We start from the raw sequence: 13,149 nt of genomic DNA, 5'->3' as shown, positions 1-13,149 counted from the left end.
TTGGTATGCGGCGTAAAATAATATTTAGCTTACTGTTATTAGGCGATACTATTGTTGTTTCTGTTGTCCCATTTTTGGCGCTTTTGATACGATTTGACGGAGATGTATCTCCATTTTACTATAAACAATTGTTGATGTATGTTCCCACTATTATCGTAATCCAGCCGCTAATTTTTTATTGGTTTAATCTGTATAATCGTTTATGGCGATATGCCGGTGTGGACGAAATTTTAAATATTATGGCAGCTGTTACTGTCAGTTCAGTCGCACTTTTTGGCTATATTGTTTTAAGCCCAGATTATGTTTATCTGCCACGCAGTCTGCATCTTCTAAGCTGGATGATGACGATCTTTTTTATTGGCGGTAGCCGTTTGACCATTCGTTTTCTGTATTACTATATGTTGCGGCAAAGTAAAAGAGAAGCTCGTGTCCAGAACGTATTAATTGTAGGAGCTGGTGATGCGGGAGCTATTCTTGCACGCGAAATTAATCAGCGATATTTTAAAGAGAAGAAGGTCGTTGGTTTTATTGATGATGAACCCAGTAAAATCAATCAATATTTTCTAGGAACAAAAGTGCTGGGGAGAAGATGTGAAATTCCAGATATTGTGGAAGAACATCAGGTGGACGAGATTATAATTGCTATGCCATCAGCTGCCAGTGCGGTTATTAAAGAGACAGTTTGGCAATGTAAAATGGCAGACTGCAGTGCGAAAATTGTTCCCGGTATTTATGAAATGATTGATGGTCAAGAAAGCGTGCAACAACTGCGGGAAGTAGATTTAGAAGATCTTTTGCGCCGGGATCCGGTCAAGCTGGACTTGGAAAATATCTCAAGTTACCTTACGGGTAAGCGGGTTTTGGTAACTGGTGCCGGTGGTTCAATCGGTTCGGAACTTTGCCGTCAGATTGCCAGGATGGCGCCTAGTATGCTTTTGTTACTAGGCAAAGGGGAAAACAGCATTTATGAAATAGATAATGAACTAAAAGAAAAGTTTGGACACATTACGACAGAACCAATTATTGCTGATGTACGTGATGCTGTTCGGTTGCAGGATATTTTTGCAATATATCGCCCTGAAGTTGTATTTCATGCGGCTGCCCATAAACATGTGCCATTGATGGAAGCCCATCCAATAGAAGCGGTTCGGAACAATATTTTTGGTACAAAAAATGTAGCGGAAGCTGCAGACCGCTTTGGCGTGAAAAATTTCGTTATGATATCTACCGATAAAGCGGTTAACCCGACAAGCGTTATGGGGACGACAAAGCGGGTTGCGGAGCTTATTATCCAAAACTTAAGTCGAAAAAGCGCTACTAAATTTGTCGCCGTTCGATTTGGTAATGTACTGGGCAGCCGGGGCAGTGTAATTCCTCTTTTCAAGAAACAAATTGCCAAGGGAGGGCCGATTACGGTTACTCATCCAGATATGCAGCGCTATTTTATGACAATTCCCGAAGCTTCCCAGTTGGTTTTACAGGCTGGCTCAATGGCTAACGGAGGTGAAGTTTTTGTTTTAGATATGGGCAAACCAGTTAAAATCGTTGATATGGCTTGTGATTTAATTGAATTATCGGGATTAGTTCCTTATAAAGAGATTGATATTAAATTTACTGGTCTTCGGCCAGGAGAAAAAATGTTTGAAGAATTATTAACGGCTGAAGAGGGATCACAAGCTACGAAGCATGAAAAGATATTTGTGGCAAATATTAAAATGGCAGATGAGAAAAAATTGTTTGATAGCCTGAAGAGATTACAAACCATCACGGATAAAGACCGCATTATTAGAGAAATTTCTTATTTGGTACCCTCCTACAGCGGACCCAATAAAGAAAGTAAAAAAGAAGAAAAAGTAGCAGAACTTTTAGATAAACGTTTGGCTGCTACCATGACGTAATGTGAAGAGGGGCCCCGATCAGTGTAGAATTATGCTGGAACAATAATTTAACGTGGATGGATAGGGTGAATAATGGCAATCAATGCAGCTAGAGATAAATTTAAATTTAGCTTACTAACAGTAAGTGTCATGCTTTCTTTCTTTATAATAAATATATATACTTCAGCAACGTTGTTCTTTTTTTTCATTACCATATACACAGTGTTAAAAGTATTTACGGGTGAGCAGGCATTTGTACTTGATATTTCTATTATATTTTTAATGCTGTTTACGTTCACTTATGTGGGCATTTCCCTTCAATATGGTTATTTTGATCTACAGCTAGCAGTAAAGCATATAGCATATTTTGCTGTTCTTTATATACTGGGGAAATATATAGGAGAATTTCAAGAAATGCAAATTCAGTATGTGTTGTATATAATGACACTTTCCTTAGCTTTAGTTAGTATTCTCGGTGTGTTTTATACTGAAAGTGTTGCCAGCAAGCAATATATGACGCTGCACCGAGGTGCATTTGTTCCCTGGCAAGGTTCGGGTGCTTTTTCTTCTGCAACCTTGCTGGGAAGCTATCTTGCCTTAGGCATATCCTTATTCGGTTTGGCTTTTATAAAGTCACCGATCGTTTTGCGGATCATGAATCTTGGCACTTCAATAGTTTCCGTATATGCTTCTATAGAATTAGCAAATCGTACAGGTTTATTATTAGCAGGAATATCTTTTTTGGTAATTTTTTTACTCCGCATGCGGTTTTCTTCCACCAAGAATCTAATGGTGTCATTCTTGGTATTATTTCTCCAAATTGTCATAATCGCTGGACTGTTTAATATGGATTTCATGGGAATAAGTGAGGCATGGGAACATTCCAGCACCTATCAGCGCATGCAGAAAAGTGATCTTACCACGGATCCTCGTTTTGAGGCCTGGGGTATTGTTTTACAAGGACTGATTGATGATCCTATGGGAGGAAAAGTGGCCCGATTAAACATCGGATTTGCTCATAATCTCTGGCTGGATGTAGGATATAATACGGGCGTGATTCCATTGTTTTTTCTAGTGCTATTTACCTTGTTAGTTATATATAACTTTACTGAAATTTTTGGCTCCTTGTACTATTCGCCATATATGAAATTGCTATTGGGAGCACTATTAACCGGTTTTTTATTAACGTTTATGGTTGAACCTATCATGGGAAATATTATATTAGTTACTATTTTCTGTTTTTTCTCTGGAATCATAAGCAGCATGGAAAATACAGCTAAAGAGAATGAAAGGGTGATGGAATATTGAATGTATTATGGCTGACGCACCACCCTATGCCGAACGCAAGTAAGTTGATGGGGGAAAAAGGAAACCCTCTCGGCGGCTGGATGGCCTCTCTTGCAGAAAGTTTATCTCAGGTAAAGGATATCAAACTCTGTATTGCTTATCCTAAAAATAATATAGTTCGCATAGAAGAAGTATTTGATGGCAAAGTATTTCATTATGCCATTCCACGCAAAACGATGAATTATGACCATTCTATGGAAGTTCATTTTGCCCAATTAGTAGCGAAATGCAATCCTGATGTTGTACACCTTCATGGAACTGAATTTGCCCATGGGTTAGCACTTATGAAAGCCTGTCCAAGAGAAAAATATGTAGTGTCGATACAAGGGTTAGTTTCGATCTATGCAAAGCATTATTTTTCTGGACTACCTCCTAAAGTCGTGGAAAGTTGTACGCTTAGAGACTTCATAAAACGTGATAACATACCCAAAGGCATGGAAAATTATCAAAAACTGGGCGTGATAGAACAAGAAATTTTGAAAAATACGCAACATGTTATTGGACGAACGGAATGGGATAAAGCTTGCACCAGGCAATTGGCACCAAATGCCCAGTATCATTTTTGTAATGAATCCTTGCGTGGCAGTTTTTATGAACATTCCTGGAGTTTATCAGATTGTCAAAACCATTCTATTTTTCTTAGCCAGGGAGGCTACCCGATAAAAGGGCTGCATTTTGTTCTGGAAGCACTGCCTGCCATCAGAGAGCGATTTCCCGACGTACATGTTTATGTAGCTGGAGCTAATATTATTAATACAGCTACCATCACTAAGCGGTTACGTCTGACCAGTTATGGGCAATACATCATAAAATTACTAAAAAAACATGATCTTTTCAGTTGTGTTACTTTCTTGGGGGCCCAGAATGAAGAGGATATGTGTAAACGTTTTTTACAGGCCCATGTTTTTGTTTCCCCTTCAAGTATTGAAAATAGCCCGAATTCATTAGGAGAAGCCATGCTGTTAGGTGTGCCGTCCGTAGCTTCTGCTGTTGGCGGAGTGGCAGATTTGATGCTGCACCGTAAGGAGGGTTTTATCTATCAATATGATGCCTCCTATATGCTGGCACATTATATATGTGAAATTTTCTCCAATGATCATATGGCAGAAGAGTTCTCCAAAAATGCCAAAAAAAGGGCTCAGACTACTCACAATAGAGAGGTAAATCTTAACAATTTATTGACAATATACAGAGCCATACGGGAGGCATGACGATGAAAAGTGTCTGGTTAAAAAATAATGAGTTGCTCGCGTATCTTAAAAATAATGATTGATAGGTGTGTGAAGCTTTGACTCGAAACATTCAATTACTTAAAAATACAGTAATATATTTTATTGGAAACTTCTCTTCTTCCCTTCTTTCGTTTCTTTTTTTACCCCTTTATACCCGTTATCTTTCGCCAGAAGATTATGGAAAAATTGATATAATCTTTGCTTTTTCGTTTATTGTTTCACCTATTATAACCATGCAAGTATCCTTTGCATGCTATCGATATCTGCTGGATGCGCAAGATGATAGGGCAAGAAAAACAATTATCAGCAATACTCTGGCAGTCACGCTTACTGGATACTTATGTTTTATTTTGGCGTATGAATTGCTTAATTCCCTTGTGTATATTGAATTTAGTCTAGCTATTATGCTTTATGTCCTATTAGGTGGAATGGCTTTGTTAGTTCAGACGTTAGCGAGGGGGTTCAAAGAAAACATCCTATACTCTGTGCTAGGCGTAGTCTCTACCATTGTTCTTTTAGCAGGCAATATTGTGTTCATCATAGGACTCAACCTAAAAAGTCTTGCCTTATTATTATCGCCAGTATGTGCGAATGTGATGGTAATTTTCATCGGACTTTACAAGTTAAGACTGATTCGGTTCTTTGATGTAAAACTGATCAATAAAAAGTCTATTAAAGAATTACTAACATATAGTGCTCCATTAGTCCCTGATGCAGTTTGCTGGTGGCTGTTATTTAGCTTTGGCAGAGTATTTTTAAACTATTATTATAGCGCAGCGGAGGTTGGGATTTTAGCTGTGGCAAATAAATTTCCAACAGCATTAACTTCTTTGTACTCTATTTTTGCATTAGCATGGAAAGAAAATGCGATTGCGGAGTACGATTCTCCTGATAGAGATGAGTATTATAGTGACATTTATAATCGGCAAATTGTAGTTATTTTATGTGGAATTCTGATTCTCTTGCCAGCTACCAGATTGTCAATTGAATTTATTTTAGATCCATCTTACCAAGCTGCGTATCAATACATTCCCTTGTTATTTATGAGTTCAGCATTAAGTATGATGGCCGGTTTTTGGGGTTCTGGTTTTGAAAGTGCCCAAAAGACATCTGGAATTATGATTTCCACCTTATATGCATTTGTTGTCAATGCACTTATTAATATTATCCTCGTTCCGGCCTTTTCGATTTATGGTGTAGCAATCGCCAATATTGCAGCTTTTGCCACCTTATATAGCATTCGAGTTATACGATCCCGGCCATTTTTTACCATTACGACAGATAAGAGGAGAATTATACCCTTACTTTCTTTTACGATCATCTTTTGTTTTCTATACTATGTACCCAATATGCTGCTGCAAGGTGGATTGGTATGCAGCAGTATCGTGATATTTTTCATATATCATCGGCAAATAGTACATCAATTTATGCAGTATATGAGAGTACTCATACAAAAGAGAAGTATGCAATTATAATAACGCAGAATAGGAGTGAGCCTTTTGACCACTTTAACAACACCAGTTGGCCTTATTGTTTTTAATCGACCAAGTACAACCCAAAAAGTCTTTGAAGCAATTCGCAAGGCAAAGCCGGCAAAGCTGTTTATTGCATCTGACGGTCCACGTCCGGGGCGCACTGATGATCTTGAAAATTGTAATGCAGTTAAGAAAATTGTGAAAAATGTGGATTGGGATTGTCAAGTTTATACGCGATTTTCAGACAGCAATGCAGGTTGTGGGCATGGTCCTGCGAATGGAATCTCCTGGATCTTCAGCCAGGTGGAAGAAGCCATAATTTTAGAAGATGATTGCCTGCCAGGAAAGGATTTTTTTGCTTTTTGCCAAGAAAATTTGGCGCGGTATAGAAATGACCAACGAGTTATGCTGGTTAGTGGGACAAATTACTTAGGGGAATGGAAAGCTAGTTCTCAGAGTTACCATTTTTCAAAATATGGCGGGATATGGGGCTGGGCATCCTGGCGAAGAGCTTGGGAACATTTTGATTTTAAGATATCCTTATGGGGTCAACAAGAGATCCGAGATCGTCTAAAAGATACGATGGGCGAAAAGAATTTTAAGCTAAGGGCGAGGATTTATCAGCAAACTTATCAGGGAGACAATGTTGATTGGTGGGATTATCAGTGGGGGTTTGCCAGACTCATTCAATCCGGTTTAGCAATCGTGCCAAGTAAAAATCTAATATCGAATCTTGGGTGCGGTACTCAAGGTGCGACACATTTGCAGTCAGGGACTGCTGCGCAAAAATTCGGCAATCAACCAACCTTTGAAATGAAATTCCCCCTAAAACACAATGCCTTTGTAGTTGCTGACGATGGGTATGATACTAAATTACTAGATGCGTTTTCTGGCAGGGGGAGCATTGCCCAGCGTGGTACTCACTTCATCCTCAAGAAGTTTCGGCGTGTATTAACTAGTTAACGATTTGTTTCATAAAGAAAACAGGGAAAGGGGTAATAATGAAAATAATATCAGTTTTTGATACTCGGATAGCTGGGTCTAACTTAGGTGACCATATTATCATGCAGGCCGTAGAACATCATTTACGTGAGATGCTTACACAAGATTTTTTCATTAGGATTCAAACCCATGACAATATATCTCAACAATCTTATGCACTTATTAAACAAAGTAATCTAAAGTTTTGTGGAGGGACAAACCTGCTTTCTTCCAACATGGACCGGTACAATCAGTGGAAAGTGAATTTGTGGGATAGTATATATATTAACGATGTAGTGCTGATGGGGGTTGGCTGGTGGCAATACCAAAAAGCGCCTAACAATTACACGAAGATTCTTTTGGGCAGGCTGCTATCATCAAAATATATACATTCTGTCCGTGATTCATATACTGAAAAGCAGATGAAACTTTGTGGTTTTGATAATGTATTGAATACAAGCTGCCCGACGATGTGGAGGTTGACGCCACAACATTGTGCAAGTATTCCTGCAAGCAAGTCTGATGAGGTCGTGATGACCCTTACCGAATACAATATGAATCAAGAGTATGATACAAAACTCTATAACATACTGAAGAAACATTACCAAAAAATATATTTTTGGATTCAGCAACCTGGGGATTATGTCCACATGCAAAATATTGCGTCGGATATGGTGGAATACATTCCGCCTACCTTAGAACATTTAGATGCCTTATTGTCGGACAAACAGGTAGACTATATTGGCACGCGCTTACATGCTGGTATTAGAGCTTTACAGCACAAAAGACGTACACTGATTTTGGGTGTTGATAATCGGGCTTCGGAGATAGCAAGAGACACAAACCTCCCTGTAGTCAATCGAGCCAATTATCAAGATATAGAGGATTGGATCGTAACACCTAAGGCCACGCAGATAACGCTTCCTGAAGAAAATATAAAGAGTTGGAGGCAACAATTTAGTAAGAAAATGTAAGTAAGAGGGGTAATATGTATCTACTAAAATTCATCATACTGTATGTAATTAAAATGATAGGAATATTTCTTTTCAAGCTGCATCGTGTAAAACTTGGCAAACAGTCAGAAATCAATGGTTTTCCACTGATTATTAACAGGGGATTTTTTCAAATTGGCGATCATATAAAACTGAACATTATGTTTCCGTATAACAATTTAGGTGGCTCGCGCTGCATGATGTTTACTGTTAAAAAAAATGCTCATTTGCTAATTGGCAATAATGTTGGGATATCGAATGCGGCCATTGTGTGTACAGAGTGCATTCAAATAGACGATGATGTAATGATTGGCAATGATTGCAAAATTTATGACAGCGATTTTCATTCCTTAGATTATCACAACAGAATTACTGCTGGGGATATAGAGGCAAAGTCAGCTCCTATCCACATAAAAAAAGGTGCTTTCCTTGGCGCACATTGTATCATCTTAAAAGGAGTTAGTATTGGTGAGTATTCTGTAATTGGTGCAGGATCAGTGGTAACGAAAAGTGTTCCTGATCAAGAGGTTTGGGCTGGTAATCCAGCCCGCTTCATAAAAAAACTCCATGCGTAAGACCTGATTGTGGTGGTAGAGTACTTGTGCAAAGCTAAGGCAAAAGGAATGAATTAATGTATGTGAGATAGGAGAGATATAGAGTGAAAAAGCCATTAATCAGTGTTATTACTGTGACACTAAATTGTTCTCAAGATGCAGTTGCTACTGCCCGAACCGTTCTTTCCCAAGAATTTGCCGACTATGAATATTTGGTTAAAGATGGCGGATCGACAGACGGTACTATAGAAGCAATGAAAGAAATGGGGATTCGTGTAGTTGTTCAACCCGATACCGGTATTTATGATGCGATGAATCAGGCGTTAGCATTATGCCAAGGCGAGTATGTTTGTTTTTTGAACGCAGGTGATAATTTCTTATATACTCAGGTGCTAAAGGATGTGGCAGAATGTATTGCAAAAGATCCGGAGGTTTCCTTTGTGTGGGGGGATGTTCGCGACATGCGTTTTAAACACCGGATTATAAAATATTCATCTAAGTTGACCCGCTATTATATGTATAGATCTGTCATTACTCATCAGGCTTGGTTTTTAAAAAAGGATGCTTATCTACATTGCGGTGGCTTTGATACTAGCTTTATCTATCAAGCAGATCATGATGTGTTAGTAAAGGCCATTTTAAAGCATAAAATAGCTTATCACCATATTGACCGGCCTGTTGTTGAGTATAAATATGGTGGGCAGTCCGACTTGCCTCAGGCAGCAGAAAGACTTAAAGCAGAAAGAAAAATTATTTTAAGAAAAAATTTCTCGTCAACGGAACATTTGTTTTTTGGTTTTTTATTTTCACTGCGTATGGCGCCCCTGAAAGGTATGTTAATTCGAAATAAATCCTTTCGCCGTTTATTAGATTTGTATTACAGTGCCAAAAATACAATACTGTGGCATTGAATTATAAAAGAAGTAAATCGTTAGTGAGATTCAACTGCTTTGAATCATTGAAACCGTGCAGAACGGAGGAGGCTTTCGTATGAACATTGAAGTATTGGTATCCACGATGCATCAGCAAGACTTATCTTTAGTTGAGAAAATGAATATACGGACAAATGCTGTACTCATAAATCAGTGCGATAACAATGATGTTGTTGAAGCAAAAGATGATGAGAAATGTATTAAAATGTATTCATTTCGTGAACGTGGTGTTGGAAAAAGCAGAAATATTGCGCTAATACGGGCGACAGGAGACATATGCATTATGGCAGATGATGATGTTGTATATTTGGATCACTATGAGCAGATTGTCCGTGATGCTTTCGCCAAGAATCCTAATGCAGACATGATCATGTTTAATGTTACTAATGCTCATGAAGAGAGGAATAAGCGTGATAAGGTAAATACCAAAAATAAGCGTGTACGCTTTTATAATTGTTTGCGATATGGTACTTATAATATCGCTTTTCGCAGAGAGCGCCTATTAAAGCACAACGTCTTTTTTTCCTTACTGTTTGGCGGCGGTGCAGCGTATGGCTCTGGCGAAGATACCTTGTTTATTTGGGAATGTCTGAAAAAAGGGCTAATCATTTATGCGAGTCCAGCTAAAATAGCCGATGTATATCATCAGAAATCTACCTGGTTTAGCGGGCATAATGAAAAATATTATTTTGATCGTGGTGTTCTATTTGAAGCATTATCGAAATGCCTAGCAATACCATTGATGCTGCGGATTGCTATTTTAGAATATAAACAATATAAAGATAACATGACTTTTTTTCAAGCATGCAAATTCATGCTTAGAGGAATAAGTCACTATCAAAGTCTATAGTTTGTTAAAATGTATTTTTCTTTGAAATAAAAGGGGGGCATTGTTTTTGTTGCGGATTATTATGGGTGTGCTGGTATGTTGTATTAGTCTAACCGGTTATTTTATGATTATACCATCTAAAGCGCCGGCTGCGGCAGGGTGGATTGATTATTATAAGATTGATTTTGAGAAACGCACCCCTCAAAATCAAGCATTATATGACCAACGGAACGACAAGTTATGGAAACATGAGATAGGCTTTATAAATATGAAAGATACCGGTTATAGTCGCATTGAGAATGTTGTTGTTGAAAATGGAATGTTAAAGATTCTCGGAAAAAAAGAATGGGTTGTCAATGCAAACTATAATTTGGGAGCAGTTAATCCCTTTAAAAGAAAAAAGTTTGCCGACTATTCGACAGGAAGTATAATTTTCAGGCCAGCCTTTCAGTATGGAAAAGTTGAAATCGTCGCTCGTACGCCAAAGGGCTTGGGAATATCGCCACAAATTTGGTTATTCGTGCCAGATGAGCAGCAATATGGCTATGGAGAAATAGATATTATGGAGTACTTTGGAAATTTGGATCTTCATACAGCATATAGTACTCTGCATTATGGACCATCATGGAGAAGGCTTGAGCATACGTCTCAAAAAACTGTTATACCCGATTTCGAAGAAACTTGGCATACTTATAGACTCGAATGGTTGCCAAACCTGATTGCAATTTATATCGATGACAAATTAGTATTATCCGAAAATCCGGATATAGCTAAAAAGGGTGGCTTCGATCCTTTGCGTCAGCCCATGCAATTACGCTTGAGCATGTCCTTAGGAAATAAAACAATAGGACCAGTTGAAGAGACTGAGTTGCCTGCTGAATTTGCTATTAAGTCAATCCATATATGGAAGTTGCGGGGTTATGAGTAATGAATAAGGGGATGCTTATGTCCAAGCAACGTAATGTAGCTCTTGATATTGGTAAGGGAATTGCAATAGCTTTGATGGTCATTGGTCACTTAGAACATTATTTACTTGTGGGGCCTCTTTTCTTTAGCCTCCAAAAATTTATATTTATTTTCCATATGCCGTTTTTCTTTTTCGTCTCCGGATTTACTTTTGCAGTTAGCGGTGGTGAAGCTTTAAAGCCCTTTATTATAAAACGAATACGCAGTTTGATTCTTCCTTGGATCATATGGAGTATGGTTTTTCTTTGCATACTGTTATTAGAAGATCCACAAAAAGTAAATGTTCCTTGGATGATAAAAGAAATATTTATTAATGGTACTTTTATGGGAGGCTGGTTTATACCCTGCTTATTTTGGTCCCAGATATTTTTGGCCATCCTAGTTTTAATCACTAAAAGGAAAGACAACTTACTGTTACCTGCCTTACTCTTCATTGGGATTTTAGGAATGTATTTGCCGGAGCTGATGCCGATTACTTTTTACAAATATTTTCACCGGACACATCATGCAGATGTTGCACTTGTATCGACCTTGTTAGCTGGAGTGGGGTATTTATATAAAAAGATAAATTACGAAAGTCTTACACTGGCTTGTGCAGCAAGCATTTTAGTAGGTATAGCATTTTTCTTCAATAGTCGTGCAGATATGAATATGCATGCATATGGAAATAAAGTGTTATTTCTTGCTGGAGCGCTGTCGGGAAGTTATCTCATTCTCTTTATTGCGAAATTGGTTGAAAGATATTCCTCTTATTTGACTCAGTTTTTGGCGATGGCAGGCAGAAATTCTTTGTGGATCTTGTTTTTTCATGAAACCATGTTACTACATGTCGATTGGTTATTAGGAATCAATAAACGTGTAGAGGTTAGCGGTTTTATTTATGTTCTCTATGCTATTTTGCCCCTTGTACTTTCGCCAGCTATTATGTGGCTGTTAGATAATTCCCGGGTAAAACTGGTATATTGCTATAAGATGAGGTATACAGCAAAATGAATATACTGATAACTGGAGCAAGCGGCTGGATTGGCAGTAATCTTGTTGAACAGGTAGCGAAGCAGCATAACCATATTTGGGCGATTGGCAGAAATTTTGCCAATGCAGTAAAAAGACAAGAGGTATCCTATTGCCAGTTGGATTTGGCTGATCCTGATAAAGACATCTTAAAAAAACTATGTACACATACAATGGATGTTGTAATTCATGCAGCTGGACAGGCTCATGTCAGCCAGAATGAATTGACAAAGGAATTGTTTCAAAGAAATAATATCGAAGCTACCCGTATGACATTACAGCTTGCATGGCAAACACATAGTAAGAGGTTCATACATATCAGTTCAGTGGCTGTGTCCCATAGCCGGGATATGTATGCAGCCAGTAAAAAAGAGGCAGAAGAAATGGTAATCAATTTTTGCTGCTCACATGGAATTCCCTATACCATTATTAGGCCAGTTGTCGTATTTGGCGAAGGGGATAGAAAAGGGAATGTCTATAAACTTATTGCACAAATAAACCGCGGGGTTTTACCTCTGATTGGCGGTGGAACGGCTGTGAAAAACATGGTTTATATACGAAATCTAACAGAATATATTGGCCGGATCATGAATAGTGACTTGTATGACAATGCTACTTTGACCCTGCGGGATCTGGAACAAACGAATATGAAGCAGTTGTGTTATTTGATTAAACAACTGCTGCAACGACAAACCTTGATACTGCCAATTTCTGATGGCTTATGGAGTGCTATGATTCAATTCATTGAGATGATTCAAAAAATGGGATTTTTTAAGCGAATAAATCTAATGAGTTTAAGAAAAGCAAACAGTCATGCTAATTTTGTAATAGATGAATTGTCCCAAAAAATAACGGAAAAGCCTCCGTTTACCTTGCAGCAGGGTTTATTTAATACCATCAGATGGTATAAGCAATCAAAGAAGCAAAGCGGTTATAATCATAAAATTTGACCA

12 protein-coding genes are annotated in these 13,149 nt (G+C 38.2%); all 12 read left to right on the top strand.

Translation table 11 applies throughout. The features are described from left to right. The first annotated feature begins 5 nt into the window (after window positions 1-5). The 12 genes from LMF89_RS01745 to LMF89_RS01690 all read left to right on the top strand — a co-directional run bounded on the left by LMF89_RS01745 (window position 6) and on the right by LMF89_RS01690 (window position 13,146). Window positions 6-1,898, top strand: coding sequence for a polysaccharide biosynthesis protein (locus LMF89_RS01745; RefSeq protein ID WP_229533613.1), 1,893 nt, complete (start codon window positions 6-8; stop codon window positions 1,896-1,898). Window positions 1,899-1,970: 72 nt separating this feature from the next. Then, window positions 1,971-3,185, top strand: a complete 1,215-nt coding sequence (locus tag LMF89_RS01740; protein WP_229533612.1) for an O-antigen ligase family protein — start codon at window positions 1,971-1,973, stop codon at window positions 3,183-3,185. Beyond that, a complete protein-coding gene (locus LMF89_RS01735; protein WP_229533611.1) occupies window positions 3,182-4,435 on the top strand; it encodes a glycosyltransferase family 4 protein in 1,254 nt (417 codons plus the stop codon). Before LMF89_RS01740 ends, LMF89_RS01735 begins: the two co-directional genes overlap by 4 nt. Before the next feature lie 77 nt (window positions 4,436-4,512). Further along, a complete protein-coding gene (locus tag LMF89_RS01730) occupies window positions 4,513-5,931 on the top strand; it encodes a lipopolysaccharide biosynthesis protein (RefSeq protein WP_229533610.1) in 1,419 nt (472 codons plus the stop codon). A 24-nt stretch (window positions 5,932-5,955) separates the two neighbouring features. Further along, window positions 5,956-6,894 carry a glycosyltransferase family 2 protein gene (locus tag LMF89_RS01725; protein ID WP_229533609.1) on the top strand — a complete coding sequence of 313 codons (939 nt, stop codon included), beginning with the start codon at window positions 5,956-5,958 and terminating at the stop codon, window positions 6,892-6,894. Window positions 6,895-6,932: 38 nt separating this feature from the next. Continuing rightward, window positions 6,933-7,886, top strand: coding sequence for a polysaccharide pyruvyl transferase family protein (locus tag LMF89_RS01720; protein ID WP_229533608.1), 954 nt, complete (start codon window positions 6,933-6,935; stop codon window positions 7,884-7,886). Window positions 7,887-7,900: 14 nt separating this feature from the next. Next, window positions 7,901-8,479, top strand: coding sequence for an acyltransferase (locus tag LMF89_RS01715; RefSeq protein ID WP_229533607.1), 579 nt, complete (start codon window positions 7,901-7,903; stop codon window positions 8,477-8,479). Window positions 8,480-8,562: 83 nt separating this feature from the next. Beyond that, on the top strand, window positions 8,563-9,369 hold the full coding sequence (locus LMF89_RS01710; protein ID WP_229533606.1) for a glycosyltransferase family 2 protein: 807 nt from the start codon (window positions 8,563-8,565) through the stop codon (window positions 9,367-9,369). 79 nt (window positions 9,370-9,448) lie between these two features. Next, the gene (locus LMF89_RS01705) at window positions 9,449-10,240 is read left to right on the top strand and encodes a glycosyltransferase family 2 protein (protein WP_229533605.1); all 792 of its coding nucleotides are present in this window, start codon (window positions 9,449-9,451) and stop codon (window positions 10,238-10,240) included. A 46-nt stretch (window positions 10,241-10,286) separates the two neighbouring features. Beyond that, the gene (locus LMF89_RS01700) at window positions 10,287-11,147 is read left to right on the top strand and encodes a glycoside hydrolase family 16 protein (protein WP_229533604.1); all 861 of its coding nucleotides are present in this window, start codon (window positions 10,287-10,289) and stop codon (window positions 11,145-11,147) included. 17 nt (window positions 11,148-11,164) lie between these two features. Beyond that, window positions 11,165-12,178, top strand: a complete 1,014-nt coding sequence (locus tag LMF89_RS01695; protein WP_229533603.1) for an acyltransferase family protein — start codon at window positions 11,165-11,167, stop codon at window positions 12,176-12,178. Next, window positions 12,175-13,146 (top strand): NAD-dependent epimerase/dehydratase family protein, encoded by a 972-nt coding sequence (locus tag LMF89_RS01690; protein WP_229533602.1) that lies wholly within the window; start codon window positions 12,175-12,177, stop codon window positions 13,144-13,146. The genes LMF89_RS01695 and LMF89_RS01690 overlap by 4 nt, the downstream gene beginning before the upstream one ends. Window positions 13,147-13,149: the final 3 nt, after the last annotated feature.

The sequence above is a fragment of the Pelosinus baikalensis genome (genome assembly GCF_020819555.1).
GTDB lineage: Bacteria > Bacillota > Negativicutes > DSM-13327 > DSM-13327 > Pelosinus > Pelosinus baikalensis.
The sequence above is the reverse complement of the archived record's forward strand: the minus strand, read 5'-3'. Positions and strand labels throughout refer to the sequence as shown.

What these genes read in the sequence shown, in the direction of transcription:
- LMF89_RS01715 (WP_229533607.1), top strand. Translation starts at nt 7,901, where the DNA reads ATGTATCTACTAAAATTCATCATACTGTATGTAATTAAAATGATAGGA.
- LMF89_RS01690 (WP_229533602.1), top strand. Translation starts at nt 12,175, where the DNA reads ATGAATATACTGATAACTGGAGCAAGCGGCTGGATTGGCAGTAATCTT.
- LMF89_RS01740 (WP_229533612.1), top strand. Translation starts at nt 1,971, where the DNA reads ATGGCAATCAATGCAGCTAGAGATAAATTTAAATTTAGCTTACTAACA.
- LMF89_RS01705 (WP_229533605.1), top strand. Translation starts at nt 9,449, where the DNA reads ATGAACATTGAAGTATTGGTATCCACGATGCATCAGCAAGACTTATCT.
- LMF89_RS01745 (WP_229533613.1), top strand. Translation starts at nt 6, where the DNA reads ATGCGGCGTAAAATAATATTTAGCTTACTGTTATTAGGCGATACTATT.
- LMF89_RS01695 (WP_229533603.1), top strand. Translation starts at nt 11,165, where the DNA reads ATGTCCAAGCAACGTAATGTAGCTCTTGATATTGGTAAGGGAATTGCA.
- LMF89_RS01720 (WP_229533608.1), top strand. Translation starts at nt 6,933, where the DNA reads ATGAAAATAATATCAGTTTTTGATACTCGGATAGCTGGGTCTAACTTA.